This window comes from Methylobacterium sp. E-005 (genome assembly GCF_022829725.1).
Taxonomy (GTDB): domain Bacteria; phylum Pseudomonadota; class Alphaproteobacteria; order Rhizobiales; family Beijerinckiaceae; genus Methylobacterium.
Genome location: NZ_JAKSYG010000164.1, coordinates 28,547 through 42,846 on the forward strand (window position 1 = coordinate 28,547; position 14,300 = coordinate 42,846).

Consider the following 14,300-nt stretch of genomic DNA (forward strand, 5'->3'; position numbering starts at 1 on the left):
CCCGGCAGCTGCGCGACACGGAAACGGTCAACCCTGGCGTGGTCTGGATGGCGACTCCGGGAGCCTGACGGCGGAAATCCTCATTCGCCATAACGACGAATGGCGACGATGTTGGCTTTTGCTATAGCCACCTTGCCTTCAAGCCCGTTCACGCCCTCGCCGGCCAAGCCTTCGAGGTATCGGCGGCGCTCAGAGACTGCACGCTGCACCTGAGCATCCGCCGCATCGACGCGACGCGCGCTTCGCCGTGCCAGAAGGATAGCTACGGCCAGCGCGATCAAGGCGACGGCCGGCAGACCCAAAACCAGATAGATCTGCAGGAAGCTCATCACTTGAGGCTCCTGAGGATGAGGCGAGCACCGAAATGTAGGACGAAACCTACGAGGAGCCAAACCGGTCCGAGAGCGAGCTGCCAGGGGCTTGGGGATGCTGAGGATACTCCGAGCATCGGAGCGACCCCGCCGCCGACGAAGAAGGCGGTAGCGACGTTGTTGAACATCGTCGCGGAAAGCTTCGTACGCTCGTTGTGAACGAGCTTGACGCGCTCCCGGTCCTTGTTGGCATCAGCGAGAACGGTGAAGTCTGCCTCGCTGCCGGGGCGTATGGGCTCATCAGCCACGAGGCTTGCTCAGGCTTTTCATTCCTTGCGCAGCCGCACCCCCGGTCCCTCGCCGTTCTCAACGAGCAAGATGACGCTGACGACTTTGCCTTCAGGCAGGCTCATCCGCGGCGATCATCTCGGCTGCATACCTAGCACGGGCTGCGCCGTCTCTTTCTGAGCCATCTTGTGCACACCACGATGCGAAGGCCACCGGCTCGATCGGCACACGCACGACCTCAACGCCGCTGCGCTGGACCACGCCTTCCATCTGCTCGGTTGCTGCACGCCACGTCTCGTACAGTGGCGGCAGCTTCGCGCCATCGGCAAGACTACCCCGCAACGCCTCATAGTTCTCAGCTACGTACCAAGGCAGGCCGACGCGACGAGGGCGGCTCACTTCAGGTAGCCCTTCGCCTTCAGGTGCTCCGAAACAGCTTCCCTAATGGCCTCGGGTCGGCTGGGCTTCGGCTCCGGACGATCGGCGATCCATGCATCAAGGCTGTCGAGCTGACCCGGCGGGACCCGAACTGTGATCGGAGTGGCATCGACGCGAGGACGGCCGCCCTTGTTTTTGCCGGTTTCTGACATTGACAACCTCTCGCAGGTTGATAATGTCAGAAACCGCCGGGCCGAACAAGAGGTGGTGCTCTTGTTCGGCCCTAACCAAGCACGTCCTTCGGAGACGATCATGGCTATCAGTAAGCCTACAGCACCGGCGCGCGCCGGTGAACGCTCCCGTTCGCTCTCACGGCCCTACGCCACCATTCCGGACTTCAGCTAGCCCGTTCCAATCCGTCGTCCTGTTGTCATTGGCACGGTTCGCGAACACACAGGTGACCTCCGCTACCGCTCCCTGCCGCACGAGCCATTGCCCGGTGCGATCGAACCCTGGGAGGCAGTCGCCCCGGTTCGACCTGATACTCCGCATAGCCGCGCGCTTCGGTTCCTCGATTCTGCCGGCGAGCTGCTGACCGCCATCGCCATTATCGCCGGAGGTGTCTTCGCCTACGGCTTCATGCCGTGCGCGTGGAGGTTGTGATGGCAAAGCCAACTCAGGGAAAGATGCGGCCCCCTCAGCGTGCCTCTCTGCGTGAGCGCGCAGCCGACGTTGAGGCATCGGCCGCCCGCGTTCTGAGGCGCCTCTCCAAGGGACAGGAGGCTGCAGAGCCGACCGCTTCGGCGTGCGCCGCCGAACTGCGCGATCACTGGCTGGCCGCCGTCGAGGCCGTGAATCAGCGCGGGCTGACGGACGAGGCTGCGGATCGCCTCGGGACCATAGCAACGGCCGCGGAGCAGGCTGTCATCGATGCGCCGGTGCATTCGATCGGTGATCTCGCTTGCAAGGTCGACGTGCTGCGTATGAGCTTCGAGGTGAACTCGCTCGACAGCGGCCTGGCATATGCCGCCGTGCGGGCGATCTGCGATGGGATTGATACGCTCGCGGCTGCCGAAGCATCAGAGCAGGCTGATCCCATCCTCCCGGCAATCGCAGCGCATCGCACGGCCTTCGTTGCAGCCAATTCGCAGCTGACTGACGAGCTGTCCGAATTGGCCTGCCAGCATGCGGATCAGGCCTACGGAGCGCTGGCCGCAACCACGCCGACCACAACGGCTGGCCTATGCGCCTTGGCCGCGCACCTGCAAGAGTTCCTCCGAGATAGCGGCATAGAGATCGGCAACACGTTCCAGGAGGAAGCGCTCACCATCCTGCTGGACACGGCCAACCGCTTCGCTAGGCAGCAGGGTAGCCCCGTTGCGCTCAAAGCCGGAGGTGCAGCCGAATGGGCGATGACACAGGCCTATGCGGTCGATCTCAGCAATCTCGACATCCTGGCGCTGAGCAACCTCTGGGATGCCTACACGTCCGTCAGGGACCAATGGCAGGCCGTTTCGGAGCTCGCTTACTGCATCGATTATCGCCAGGCGGGATCGCACCGCCATACGCCAGCCGGCGCGTTGGCTGATGCCGAGGGCGAACGGGCGGCATTTATCCGAGACCGCATCGCTGACGAGATGCGTCTGCGGAATCCCCAAGCTGATTGGGAGCGCGATACCGCTCTGAGCCTGCGCATCAAGGACGAGCTCTTGTGCGAGGGGGCCATCCGCAATCGCGATCTCCTTCTGGAAGCCGTGAAGGCCTGGGGCTGAACATGAGCAACGTCGTCAGCTTTCCCGGTAGCTATCGAGTGGCCGCCGCGACCATACCTCGAGAAGAATTTGAGCAGCTCGCCGAACTGGCGCTCGACGTCGTGGAGCGCATCATCGCTCTGCTGGACGATGAGGCGATAGAATCCAGTTTTAAGGGCCCCTCAAGCTCTGTGGCATTCAGAGCTCTGTGCAGTCAGCGGAGCGACCAATTCCCCGTAAGCCATCCGCCTGAAGGCTTGCCCGCCTCCACGAGACCCAACTCACCGGAGCCAACATAATAGCGGCTGAGCTTCCGAATCGCCGCAGCGCCAGGATGTCCTTTCGCGTCGGGGAATGCCTTGAGTGTTACGATCAGTCCTTCGCGCTGAACAAAACGTCTAAGTAAACCAAGCGCTCGCACCCCAACCCGGTTTCCACGGTGTCCGGAAGCTACGTCCAGTCTTGTAACATTTAAGTGCCAAATGATCTCAGGTCCAAACTCAAACCCAAGTGCGTCTATCACGTCATCGCGGAATTCTTCACATTCGATGTCGTATATTATTTCAAGGCTTTCGGCCAAATGGGCTGAGAGACAGTCGTACATTTCAAAAAGTGCTATATTATTATTCACGAATTCTTGAATGCAAAACAAGTCGGCACGCAGAGATCCCAGCGGTCGCAAGCCGTCAGTTCCCGTCGTATGTGCCAATTATTCCCCGGATTGTCTGGATGTAGCATTCCGGAGGCGCATCCGAGAGCTCGGATATCCTCACGCTGAAATCGACAGCAACATCTGGATGGTTCGCCATGCGGGCTTAGAGTGGCAGAGCCCTATTAATTCTGCGAGCCATATGTGCCCGGTTGCGAGCGTAAGCCTCCGGCAGATACGCTTGAGCGCTTCGCGGATCGGTGAGTGCCGGCATGGGAATCACGGTACGGCACTTCGTCTTCGAGAAAGCCGGCAACTTGCGGAGCGTGCCGCGTCGGATCTGTGAGGGCTTGTGGCAGGGTGAGGACGCCTTGCCTGATTATGCCGGGACCCGTCAGCGGGTGGCGCAGATCATTGTCGAGAATGATGATGGGAAGCCGGCCCGTATCCTGGATGCGAAGGGCTCATTCTGGGAGTTCGACGAAGCGGGCAAGCTCGTCATCGAGCCGTTCGATTTTTCATGGGCCTTCGATCGGCCCGGCCGCTCGAAGGCTACCGTGGTTGACCTGCGTCCAAAGCTCGAACGGAAGAAGTGGGAGGCCAAGCATCGTTGGCCGGTGACCGGCGAGGAGCTCGATGGGATCAGCGCCGCGATTTGGCCCTGGGCGGCAGCCGAGATCGAGGAAGTGCGACCCGTGAAGGGCACCGCTGTGAAGGTGCCCCCGCTGACGCACGACGGCGAGCGGGCCCTATCGAAGATCCAGGCTGCCTTCGGCACGATCGGCTATGAGCTCGAGCAGCTCTCCGAGCCGGCGCTGAAGGGCTTGGCCTACGAGCTGCGCCGCTACGCCAGGATCTATGACGGAGAGAAGATCCTGTACGAGGCGTTCGCCGCGGAGGTCGACCGCCTGAAGGACATCCGGATTCGACAGAGGACAGGTAAAGGCGGCTGGTACGCCTTTGTCCGCATCATGCGATGGGATGAAGCCCGAACGCAGGCCGAAGAAATCGATACGATCGTAGAGTTCTGCGAAGGGAAGAAGGCAGCCCTTGAAGCTGCCCGGCGCTTGCTGTCGGAGAATGCGTACCGGCTGGGCGATGGCATCACGGTGGAAGCCGATGTCGCGACCGAGTTGGACTGGGTGCCAAAGAGGGTTCGCCCCAAGCAAGAGGGCTGAACTCGTGGGGCTTTCCAGCGAGCGGTAGCGCGTTCGTTGCGTGATCCTGTTGTGACCCGGACGAAGAAAGCCGCCCCGAATTTGGAGCGGCTTTGCTAATCAAGTCAATACGTTAGCGTCGAAACGCTTACTTGATCTTGGTTTCCTTGAACTCGACGTGCTTGCGCGCGACCGGGTCGTACTTGCGCATCGACAGCTTCTCGGTCTGCGTCCGGGAGTTCTTCTTGGTGACGTAGAAGTAGCCCGTGTCGGCGGTGGACATGAGCTTGATCTTGACGGTGACGGCCTTGGCCATGGCGCGGCGCTCCTGCAGGGGTGCGGCATTCCGCGTGAGCGAAACGCAAATGGCCGGGAAGACCCGGCCGAATACGGTCGGGTGAATGCCCGATCGGGCCGGGCAGGTCAAGAGCGGGCGCGCTTGCGCTCCGTTGCGGCGAGGGCGCCCGCGAAGACCAGGAACAGGGCGAGCAGCGCCCACGCGAAGCCGTGCGGCGGCACGAGGTCGAGCCCGCCGCCGATCACCGGCGGCCCCAGCATCAGGCCGACATTGTAGAGCACCACGAAGGCCGCGTTGGCGCCCGCGAGATCGTTCGCCGGCGTCCGGTCGCCCAGCATGGCGAGACCGACGGTGTAGAGCGTGCCGGCGATGCCGCCCCAGACCAGCAACAGCAGGCCGAACGCCAACGGGTTTCCGGCTGTCAGAGGAATAAGCGCCGAGCCGGCGGCGCCCGCAAGGCCGGCGCCGAGCAGGACCGCGCCCCGGTCGAACCGGTCGGCGAGCCAGCCGAACGGGATCTGGAACAGCACGTTGCCGAGGGCGATCAGGCTGACGAGCCCGGCCGCCCCTTGCGCGTCGTAGCCGAGGCGCAGCCCGTAGAGGGGCAGGATCGCGAAGATGCCGGTTTCGACGGCCCCGTAGGCGAGCGCGGCCGCGAGCGCGCCGGGGGCGAGTCGGAGATAGCCGAGAAGGCCCTGGCCCGAACCCGGCTCGATCGTCGGCGACAGCCCGCGGGCGAGCAGGATCGGTAATCCGCCGGCCAGCATCAGGACCGCACCGGTCGCGTAGGGCGCTGGCCCCTCGGTTCCGACGAGGGCCAGCAGGAGCGGGCCCACCGCGAAGCCCGCCGCCAGGACGGTGGCGTAGATGCCCATCACCAAGCCCCGGCGCTCCGGCGGGGCGGCGGCGTTGATCCAGTACTCGGACAGCACGAACAGGGCGCCGAGGGTCATCGAGAAGACGAAGCGCAGGGGGAACCAGAGCGCGATCCCCGGCAGGATCGGGAACAGGGCAAGGCTCATCGCCCCAACGACCAGCGCGAGGCCGAGCAGCGGCGCGACGCCGATCCGCGCGGCCAGCCGCGGCACGAACGGCACCGTGCAGATGCTGGCGATGCCCGCCACCGCGGTGTTAATCCCGATCAGCGTGCTCGACGCGCCGCGCCGCTCCAGCTCGATCGACAGGAGCGGGATCGACAGGCTCAGCCCGATGCCGACGACGGTGACGCAGGTCACCGCCGCCGCGATCGCCGCCACATCCTCCGCGCTGATCCCGCGCCGTCCCGCGTGCTCCAGTTCCTCCCGGTTCACAGGGCGACCCGTTCGCGCCGGCCGTAGCGCTCATAGTGAAAGGGAATCATGCGGTGCGGGGCAAAATCGACGGCGATCTGGGCCTCCAGATCGTCCAGGATGGCGCGGGTGATGTACGGCAGGTCGAGCTTGCGCGCGGCGTCGAGGCGGACCCAGGCGAGTTCGGTGAACTCAGCGTCGGCCGTCACACGTCCCGGCTCCTCGGCCACCACCATCCGATGGTCGACCGTGAAGAAACGCGTATCGAACCGGCGTACGCGCTTGGGCGGCGTGATCGCCCGCGCCACGAGGTGCAGCGCCTCCAGATCCGGCAGGACGCCGTGCCGGGCGAACCCCTCCCAGCCCGCCGGCGTCTCCTCCGGGGCGCCGTGCTCGGTCGTGCCGAGCAGCAGGCCTGTCTCCTCGTAGGTCTCGCGAATGGCGGCGAGGGCGAGCGCCCGGCCGAGATGATGCGGCGGCCTAGAGACCTGCCGGGTCAGCGCCGCCTCGGCGTAATCGGGCAAGGCCCCGGCCACCGGCATGTGGCGGTCGCCGAGCTCGATCCGCCCGCCCGGGAAGACGAACTTGCCCGGCATGAAGGCGAGGTTCGGATTGCGCCGGCCCATCAGGACCTTCGGGCCGCCCCGCCCGCGCCGGTCGATCACGATCATGGTGGCGGCGTCCCGCGGGCGCAGGCGCGCCGCTTCGGGCTTGCGCTCAGGCGCGGTCGCGATCTGGGACTCCGGCTGCGGCAGCGGCAAGGCGCGTCTCCTCGGGCCCCGGGGCGGGACGGCTCCGCGGTAGCTTGGCGAAGCCGTGCATGCCAAGGGCGTATTGCAACCCGACGACGGCACCCTTGACCGGCTGGAGCAGAATCAGCGCGAACAGGAGCGTGAAGACTGGCCAGACCCCCATCTCGACCCAGAGGGGAACCTCGTAGGCGTTCTCCGTCTCCAGGATCAGGTAGCCGACGATATGGGCGACGATGAAGATCACCACGTAGGGTGGCAGATCGTCGGCGCGGTGGTGGTGCAGTTCGAGGCCGCAGGCCTCGCATTCGGGCCGCACCTTCAGGAAGCGGCCGAAGATCCGCCCCTGGCCGCAATGCGGGCAGCGGCCGATGAAGCCCCGGGCCATCGCGGGGATCAGGCGGGTGCGCTCGGGAATCGCGTCGGTAGCCATGGTCGGGGTCTACACCGACCGGCTCAGCGGCGCGAGCCGCGGTGGCGCGACCCGGTGTTGCGGATGCCGGCGGGCCGGCCGGGCGGTGCGGCCTTGAACGGACGGCCGCCGGGCTTCCTGCCGGGGCCGGAGGTGTTGGCGCCGGAGCGGCCCTCGCTCAGCAGCTCGAAGCGCAGCGCGCCAGCCACCGGCGCGGCCTCGACGAGCCGCACTTCGACCCGGTCGCCCAGGCGAAAAGTCTCGCCGGTGCGCTCGCCCACCAGGGCGTGGCGGCCTTCCTCATGGCGAAAATACTCGGCGCCGAGCTGCGAGATCGGTACGAACCCGTCCGCCCCCGTCTCGTCGAGCTTGATGAAGAGTCCGGCCCGGGTGACCCCGGCAATCTGGCCCGCGAAGGTCGCCCCGACCTGATCGGCGAGGTGGTGGGCGATCAGCCGGTCGATCGTCTCGCGCTCGGCCGCCATGGCCCGGCGCTCGGCCGCCGAAATCTGCTCGCCGATCTGGGCGAGTTCGCCCATCGAGACCTCCGGGGGCAGCCCATCGGAGCCGAGCTTGCCGGCGGTGATCAGCGCCCGGTGGACGATCAGGTCGGCGTAGCGCCGGATCGGCGAGGTGAAATGGGCGTAGCGGCGCAGGTTCAGGCCGAAATGCCCGAGATTCTCGGCGGCGTAGACGGCCTGGGCCTGGCTGCGCAGGATCACCTCGTTGAGGAAGACCCCGTGCTCGGTCTCGGCCGCGAGGGCAAGGATGCGGTTGAACAGGGCCGGGCGCAGCGCCCCTTCCTTCGGCAGCTTGATGCCCACCGAGGCCAGAACCTCGCCGAGGGCCCGCATCTTCTCGAGCGCCGGCTCGTCGTGGACGCGGTAGATCAACGGCTGCTTGGCCTGCTCAAGCGTCTCGGCGGCGGCCACGTTCGCCTGGATCATGAATTCCTCGATGAGCCGATGGGCGTCGAGGCGTTCCGGCACGATCACCCGGTCGACGGCGCCGTCCGGGCTGAGCAGGACCTTGCGCTCGGGCAGATCGAGCGCCAACGGGCCGCGGCGGTCGCGGGCCGCACGCAGGGCCGCGTAGGCGGCCCAGAGGGGGCGGAGCGCCGTTTCCAACAGCGGGCCGGTCGTGTCGTCCGGATGCCCGTCGATGGCCGCCTGCGCCTGCGCGTAGGCGAGCTTGGCGCGGGAGCGCATCATCACCCGGTGGAACCCGTGGCGGCGCTTCTCGCCATCGGCCGAGATGACCATGCGCACCGCGAGTGCCGGCCGATCCTCGCCCTCGCGAAGCGAGCAGAGGTCGTTGGAGATCCGCTCCGGCAGCATCGGCACGACCCGGTCGGGGAAGTAGACCGAATTGCCCCGCTCCAGCGCCTCACGGTCGAGGCTTGCGCCGGGGCGCACGTAGGCGGCGACGTCCGCAATGGCGACGGTGAGGATGAAGCCGCCTGGATTAGCCGGGTCGGGATCGGCCTCGGCCATCACGGCGTCGTCGTGGTCCTTGGCGTCCGGCGGGTCGATGGTGAGCAGGGGGCGGTCGCGCCAATCCTCCCGGCCCTGCAGGGTGGCGGGCTTGGCGGCATCCGCCTCGGCCAGGGTCGCGTCCGCGAACACGTGCGGGATGTTGTGCAGATGGAGCGCGATCAGGCTCACGGCCTTCTCGGAACCCAGCGAGCCCAGCCGCTCGCGCACGCGCCCCCGCGGCAGGCCGAAGCGGGTCTCCCGCTCCAGCGAGACGCTGACGAGGTCGCCGTCGCGGGCCTGTCCCTCCTCGCCGGGCGGGATCAGGATCTCGCGGCCCTGCGAGCGCTTCTCGACCGGCACGATCCGGCCGCCCTGCGCGCCTTCCCGGTAGACGCCGATGATCTCGGCCTTGTTCTTCCCGATGACCTTGACGACGCGGCCGCTGTAGCCGCCCTCGGCGTCGCGCTCGACGCGGATCAGCGCCCGGTCGCCGATGCCGGGCGCCGGCCGGCTGCCCTTGCGGGGGCCGCGGGCCTGCGTCAGCACGATGGACGGGGGCTTGCCGGAGCCGGTCCATTCCGCCGGAACCGCCAGAAAATCGCCGTGGCGGTCGCGCGAGCGGATATCGGCCAGCACGACCGGCGGCAGCTGCCCGGCCGGGGAGAGACCACCGCGGTCGCGGTCAAGGGCGCCGTCCGCCTCGATCTCTTTGAGGAGGCGCTTAAGCTCGATCTTGGCCGAACCCGTGATGCCGAACGCCTTGGCGATCTCGCGCTTGCCGACGCGCTCCTTCGACTCGGCCACGAAGGCGAGGATCTGCTCACGGGTGGGGACGGGCGGGGGAGCGGCGGGCTCGGCCGCCGGGGCGGTGGTGCGTCGTGCCAAACGAGGGGTGCCGGATGGTTCTCGGAAGAGGGGGCCCGGACGGGCGTCGGACCAGTCTGGTCCTGTGATCCTAACATGGGTGCCGGACCCGCCTGCGGCAACGCCACGCCGCCGCTCCTCAACAGGTCCGCTCAGCCGGTCGAGGCGATTTTCCGGATGTGGTCGACGGCCCGATCCACGTCGAAGCCCGGCGCCACGATCTCATCCAGGGTAAACGGGCAGGCGCGTGGCAGGGTCAGGTTCACCTGTCCCTCCTGCGGCGCGAGTTCGGGCGTCTCGGCCTCCTGGATCGCCAGCGTCCAGGCGCCGTCCATGCGCAGGCTCGCCGGGTCGGGCGGATCGCCCGCGAGCGCTGCAAGCTTGGCGCGGCCCGCGTCCCGGCAGGCGAGACTCGCCGCGTCGTCCGAGATCAGGGCCGCCTTGATCAACTCGGCCAGGGCATCCCTGACCCGTTCCACGCTCGCGTTCATGGGCATTCCGTTCCGAAGGTCCCGGAGGCATGGCAAGCCGGATGCCAGCGACCGGCGACCCGATGTGACAGAACCGCCGATCTTCCCTCGCGACCGGCGCGGTGTAGAAAGCAGGGATGATCCCGGTCCTGACCCGCCCTATCGAGGCCGTGCCCCTTTACACCGCGGCCTGCGCGGAGCTGCGCCTGCGCGGCTTCGAGGGGGACCTGTCGCTGTCGGATGCCGACCGCACCGTCTTCTCCACCGACAACTCGATCTATCAGGTCGAGCCGGGGGCCGTGGCCTTCCCGCGCTCCCGCGACGACCTCGTGCGCATCGCCAAGCTGCTTGAGGATCCGCGTTTTGCCGAGATCGTGATCCGGCCCCGCGGCGGAGCGACCGGCACCAATGGCCAGTCGCTCGGCCACGGCCTCGTGGTCGACACGTCGCGGCACATGAACCGCATCCTGGAAATCGACGTCGCCCACCGCAGCGTCCGGGTCGAGCCGGGGGTGGTAAAGGACCAGCTCAACCGGGAACTGGCCAAGCACGGCCTGTTCTTCGCGCCGGAACTCTCGACCTCGAACCGCGCCACGATCGGCGGGATGATCTCGACGGATGCCTGCGGGCAGGGCTCGTGCCTCTACGGCAAGACCCGAGACCACGTCCTGGCGCTGACCTGCATCCTCACCGACGGCACGGTCTGGACCGCCGAGCCCCTGGACGCGGCCGGCCTCGCGGCCGCCAAGGGGCGCAACGACCGGGCAGGGGAGATCCACCGCACCGTCGATGCCGTCGTCACCGAGAATGCCGCGCTGATCGAGGAGCGGTTCCCCAAGCTCAACCGCTGCCTGACCGGCTACGACCTCGCCCATCTGCGCGACGCGGCGGGCCGGTTCGATCTCAAGAGCGTGCTCTGCGGTTCGGAGGGTACCCTGGCGCTGATCGCGGAGGCGCGGCTCAACGTGCTGCCGATCCCGAAGGCGGCGGTGCTGGTGGCGCTTTCCTACGTGGATTTCGACGCCGCACTCCGCGATGCGCAGGCTTTGCTGCCCTTCGGCGCCGCCTCGGTGGAGACCATCGACTCGACCGTGCTGGCGCTCGCCCGGAAGGACCCGATCTGGGCCGAGGTGCAGGCCTTCTTCCCCGATGACCCAGCTGGCCGGCCGGTGGACGGAATTAACCTCGTGGAGCTCGTCGGCGACGACGAGGCCGGCGTGGAGACGGCCCTCGGGCGGCTCACCGGGAGGCTGGAGGCCGAGCGCGGCACCGACACCAAGCGCCTGGGCTTCACCATCGCCCGGGGCGAAGCGATCGAGCGGCTCTGGACCATGCGCAAGAAGGCCGTGGGCCTGCTGGGTGCCGCCAAGGGCGATGCCCGGCCGATCCCCTTCGTGGAGGACACCGCCGTCCCGCCGGAGCGGCTCGCCGATTACATCGCCGAGTTCCGGGCGCTCCTCGACGGCAAGGGGCTGCGCTACGGCATGTTCGGCCATGTCGATGCTGGCGTGCTGCACGTCCGCCCGGCGATCGACCTGAAGGATCCGGACCAGAATAAGCTCATCCGCGAGATCACGGAGGGCGTGGTCGCGCTCACCGCTAAGTATGGCGGACTGCTCTGGGGCGAGCACGGCAAGGGGTTTCGCTCGGAATTCGTACCCGCGACCTTCGGGCCGCTGATGCCCGCGCTGGAGGCGATCAAGCGCGCCTTCGACCCGGGCGACCGCATGAACCCCGGCAAGATCGCCTCGGCGCGCGGGCAGAGCCTCACGCGGATCGACGGCGTACCGCGCCGGGGCGAGCAGGATCGCACCATCCCGGCATTGGTCCGCCAGCAATTCGATGAGGCGCTCCACTGCAACGGCAACGGCGCCTGCTTCTCCTTTGATGCCGACGAGGCCATGTGCCCGTCCTGGAAGGCGACGCGAGAGCGCCGGCACTCGCCCAAGGGTCGCGCCTCGCTGATGCGCGAGTGGCTTCGGCGGACGGCGGCGGAAGGGCTCGATCCGGCCGCCGAACTGGCGCGCCAGCGCTCCGGCTGGCTCCGCGACGTGGGCGCCACCCTGCTCAGCGCCCTGCGGCCGCGGTCCGAGGCGAAGGATTTCTCACATGCCGTCAAGGAGGCGATGGATGGCTGCCTCGCCTGCAAATCCTGCACGGGGTCCTGCCCGATCAAGGTCGACGTGCCGACCTTCCGGGCGAAGTTCCTGGCGCTCTACCACACGCGCTACGCCCGCCCCTTGAAGGACCACCTCGTGGCGGCGCTGGAGCCGCTGCTGCCGCTGGCCGCCCGGACGCCGCGCTTGAGCAACGCGCTGCTGACCAGCCCGATCACGCGCCTGCTCCTGGCCAAGGCCGGGCTGGTGGCGATCCCGCCCCTGTCGCCCGTCGATCTCCGGACGCGGCTCGCGGATCTCGGCGTCGCCGTCGCGAGCCCGGAGGCGCTGGCCCGGCTGAGCCCGCCCGCGCGCGAGACGACGGTTCTGGTGGTGCAGGACGCCTTCACCAGCCATTTCGATGCGGAGGTGGTGGCCGACGCCTGCGCGCTGCTCATCGCCCTCGGATTCCAGCCCTGGCTGGTGCCCTACCGGCCGAATGGCAAGCCGCTGCACGTTCACGGTTTCCTGGCCCGTTTCAGCGACGTTGCGCGATCCAACGCCGCGATGCTGCGTGCCTTCGCCCGGCAGGGCGTGCCGTTGGTCGGCATCGACCCGTCGATGACGCTGACCTATCGGTCCGAATACGCGCAGGTGCTGGGTGGTGACCTGCCGAAGGTTCAACTCCTGCAGGAATGGCTGGCGAACCGGCTCGACCGGATCACGCCGCGTCAGGGCGGCCGAACCATGCGGCTCCTACCCCACTGCACCGAGCGCACCAACGCGCCGGGGGCGGTGCGCGACTGGCAGGCCGTGTTCGCCCATCTCGGACTGCATCTCGAGGTGCCGGCGGCCGGCTGCTGCGGCATGGCGGGGACCTACGGGCACGAGGCGCACCACCGCGCGACCTCGGAGGCGATCTATGGCCTGAGCTGGGCCCGCCACGTCGCCGAGGCCCCGGGTTGTACGTTGCTAGCCGACGGTTATTCCTGCCGGTCCCAGGCCAAGCTGGTCGATGGCGTGCGGCTGCGCCACCCGGTCCAGGCGCTTCTCGAACATGTTCGTGCGGAGGTCGGCGCGGCGCCGTTCCATCCCGAGCGCGCGGCGGCTGCGGCGCGATGAGCGGCGCGGGCCTGACCGTCGCCGTGGTGGGGGCCGGGGCGGTCGGCTGCTATTACGGGTTTCTGCTGGCGAAGGCCGGCCATACGGTGACGCTGATCGGACGGCCTGCTCTGGCGGAGGCTGTTCGGGGATCGGGTCTGGTTCTGGAGCGTGCGGCCCAAACCGATTCCGTGGCCGTGCGGGCGACCACCGAGGGGAGCGGGGTCGCCGACGCTAAGCTGGTCCTCGTCTGCGTGAAGTCCGGTGACACCGAGGCGGCCGGCGCGACGATCGCCCCGCATCTCGATCCCGCGGCGGCGGTCCTGAGCCTCCAGAACGGCGTCGACAATGCCGACCGCTTGGCTGCGGTGCTGGGGCGGCCCGTCGTGCCGGTAGCGGTCTATGTCGCCACGGAAATGGCCGGGCCGGGCCGCGTCCGGCACAACGGGCGGGGCGACCTGATCATCGGCGCCTCACCGGTGAGCGGGCGCATCGCCGCCGCCTTCACGGCCGCCGGCATCCCCACCACCGTGTCGGAGCGGGCCATCGACGCCCTGTGGGGCAAGCTGATCCTCAACTGCGCCTACAACGCCCTCTCGGCGCTGACGCAACTCCCCTACGGACGGCTGGTGCAGGGCGAGGGCGTGGTGGCATGCATGACCGACGTGGTGCGGGAATGCGTCGCCGTGGCCGAGGCGGCCGGGGTGTCCGTGGCGCCCGACATCCTCGATCGCGTGCTGGGCCTCAGCACCACGATGGCCGATCAGCGCTCCTCCACCGCTCAGGATCTTGCCCGCGGCCGGCCCAGCGAAATCGATCACCTCAACGGCTACGTCGTACGCACGGGAACCGCGCTGGGTATCCCAACGCCGGCCAATCGGATGCTGCACACGCTCGTCAAACTCGCTGAGGCGCAGGTTCGGGACTAAGGTCGTAGGATGCGGCCGCCTGTCCCCTCGGGATCGCGCGCGACCGCTTCCCGCAGCCATCCCGTCGGGCCGGGTGGGCGATA

Annotated in this window: 14 protein-coding genes; 4 read left to right on the forward strand and 10 right to left on the reverse strand. The window is 67.8% G+C overall.

Annotated elements, in window-relative coordinates; genetic code table 11:
• Window positions 1–80: 80 nt before the first annotated feature.
• The 3 genes from MKK88_RS17645 to MKK88_RS17660 form a co-directional block, all read right to left on the reverse strand.
• Entirely contained in the window at window positions 81–329 is a 249-nt protein-coding gene (locus MKK88_RS17645) for a hypothetical protein (protein ID WP_244001937.1), read from the reverse strand.
• The gene (locus MKK88_RS17650; protein ID WP_244001939.1) at window positions 329–619 is read right to left on the reverse strand and encodes a hypothetical protein; all 291 of its coding nucleotides are present in this window, start codon (window positions 617–619) and stop codon (window positions 329–331) included. Before MKK88_RS17650 ends, MKK88_RS17645 begins: the two co-directional genes overlap by 1 nt.
• A 375-nt stretch (window positions 620–994) precedes the next feature.
• The gene (locus MKK88_RS17660) at window positions 995–1,189 is read right to left on the reverse strand and encodes a ribbon-helix-helix domain-containing protein (protein WP_244001943.1); all 195 of its coding nucleotides are present in this window, start codon (window positions 1,187–1,189) and stop codon (window positions 995–997) included.
• Window positions 1,190–1,639: 450 nt separating this feature from the next.
• On the opposite strand from MKK88_RS17660, the gene MKK88_RS17665 reads away from it, so the two are divergent.
• Window positions 1,640–2,749, forward strand: a complete 1,110-nt coding sequence (locus tag MKK88_RS17665) for a hypothetical protein (RefSeq protein ID WP_244001944.1) — start codon at window positions 1,640–1,642, stop codon at window positions 2,747–2,749.
• A 193-nt stretch (window positions 2,750–2,942) separates the two neighbouring features.
• Here MKK88_RS17665 and MKK88_RS17670 read toward each other — a convergent pair whose 3' ends face one another.
• Complete coding sequence (locus MKK88_RS17670; RefSeq protein WP_244001946.1) at window positions 2,943–3,410, reverse strand: hypothetical protein; 468 nt, start codon at window positions 3,408–3,410, stop codon at window positions 2,943–2,945.
• 239 nt (window positions 3,411–3,649) lie between these two features.
• On the opposite strand from MKK88_RS17670, the gene MKK88_RS17675 reads away from it, so the two are divergent.
• A complete protein-coding gene (locus MKK88_RS17675; RefSeq protein WP_244001947.1) occupies window positions 3,650–4,555 on the forward strand; it encodes a hypothetical protein in 906 nt (301 codons plus the stop codon).
• Between the two features lie 127 nt (window positions 4,556–4,682).
• Here MKK88_RS17675 and rpmG read toward each other — a convergent pair whose 3' ends face one another.
• From rpmG to MKK88_RS17705, 6 genes are all read right to left on the reverse strand, one after another.
• Window positions 4,683–4,850, reverse strand: coding sequence for a 50S ribosomal protein L33 (gene rpmG, locus MKK88_RS17680; RefSeq protein WP_160532473.1), 168 nt, complete (start codon window positions 4,848–4,850; stop codon window positions 4,683–4,685).
• A gap of 107 nt (window positions 4,851–4,957) precedes the next feature.
• Window positions 4,958–6,142: an MFS transporter gene (locus MKK88_RS17685; protein ID WP_244001949.1), complete on the reverse strand. Its 1,185-nt coding sequence runs from the start codon at window positions 6,140–6,142 to the stop codon at window positions 4,958–4,960.
• Window positions 6,139–6,882: an NUDIX hydrolase gene (locus MKK88_RS17690; protein WP_244001951.1), complete on the reverse strand. Its 744-nt coding sequence runs from the start codon at window positions 6,880–6,882 to the stop codon at window positions 6,139–6,141. Before MKK88_RS17690 ends, MKK88_RS17685 begins: the two co-directional genes overlap by 4 nt.
• Window positions 6,839–7,303, reverse strand: coding sequence for a DUF983 domain-containing protein (locus MKK88_RS17695; protein WP_244001953.1), 465 nt, complete (start codon window positions 7,301–7,303; stop codon window positions 6,839–6,841). The genes MKK88_RS17690 and MKK88_RS17695 overlap by 44 nt, the downstream gene beginning before the upstream one ends.
• A gap of 23 nt (window positions 7,304–7,326) precedes the next feature.
• Window positions 7,327–9,642, reverse strand: coding sequence for a ribonuclease R (rnr, locus tag MKK88_RS17700; protein ID WP_244001955.1), 2,316 nt, complete (start codon window positions 9,640–9,642; stop codon window positions 7,327–7,329).
• A gap of 131 nt (window positions 9,643–9,773) precedes the next feature.
• Window positions 9,774–10,112 carry a hypothetical protein gene (locus tag MKK88_RS17705; RefSeq protein ID WP_244001957.1) on the reverse strand — a complete coding sequence of 113 codons (339 nt, stop codon included), beginning with the start codon at window positions 10,110–10,112 and terminating at the stop codon, window positions 9,774–9,776.
• A 116-nt stretch (window positions 10,113–10,228) separates the two neighbouring features.
• Between MKK88_RS17705 and MKK88_RS17710 the strand changes: the two genes are divergently transcribed.
• Both MKK88_RS17710 and MKK88_RS17715 read left to right on the forward strand, forming a co-directional pair.
• Window positions 10,229–13,309: an FAD-binding and (Fe-S)-binding domain-containing protein gene (locus MKK88_RS17710; RefSeq protein ID WP_244001959.1), complete on the forward strand. Its 3,081-nt coding sequence runs from the start codon at window positions 10,229–10,231 to the stop codon at window positions 13,307–13,309.
• An 11-nt stretch (window positions 13,310–13,320) separates the two neighbouring features.
• Entirely contained in the window at window positions 13,321–14,217 is an 897-nt protein-coding gene (locus MKK88_RS17715) for a ketopantoate reductase family protein (protein ID WP_244002070.1), read from the forward strand.
• Window positions 14,218–14,300 lie beyond the last annotated feature (83 nt).

Excerpts from the sequence above, each read along its gene's own strand:
- MKK88_RS17645 (WP_244001937.1), bottom strand. The coding sequence starts at position 329 with ATGAGCTTCCTGCAGATCTATCTGGTTTTGGGTCTGCCGGCCGTCGCC.
- MKK88_RS17660 (WP_244001943.1), bottom strand. The coding sequence starts at position 1,189 with ATGTCAGAAACCGGCAAAAACAAGGGCGGCCGTCCTCGCGTCGATGCC.
- MKK88_RS17665 (WP_244001944.1), top strand. The coding sequence starts at position 1,640 with ATGGCAAAGCCAACTCAGGGAAAGATGCGGCCCCCTCAGCGTGCCTCT.
- MKK88_RS17675 (WP_244001947.1), top strand. The coding sequence starts at position 3,650 with ATGGGAATCACGGTACGGCACTTCGTCTTCGAGAAAGCCGGCAACTTG.
- rpmG (WP_160532473.1), bottom strand. The coding sequence starts at position 4,850 with ATGGCCAAGGCCGTCACCGTCAAGATCAAGCTCATGTCCACCGCCGAC.
- MKK88_RS17695 (WP_244001953.1), bottom strand. The coding sequence starts at position 7,303 with ATGGCTACCGACGCGATTCCCGAGCGCACCCGCCTGATCCCCGCGATG.
- MKK88_RS17705 (WP_244001957.1), bottom strand. The coding sequence starts at position 10,112 with ATGAACGCGAGCGTGGAACGGGTCAGGGATGCCCTGGCCGAGTTGATC.
- MKK88_RS17710 (WP_244001959.1), top strand. The coding sequence starts at position 10,229 with ATGATCCCGGTCCTGACCCGCCCTATCGAGGCCGTGCCCCTTTACACC.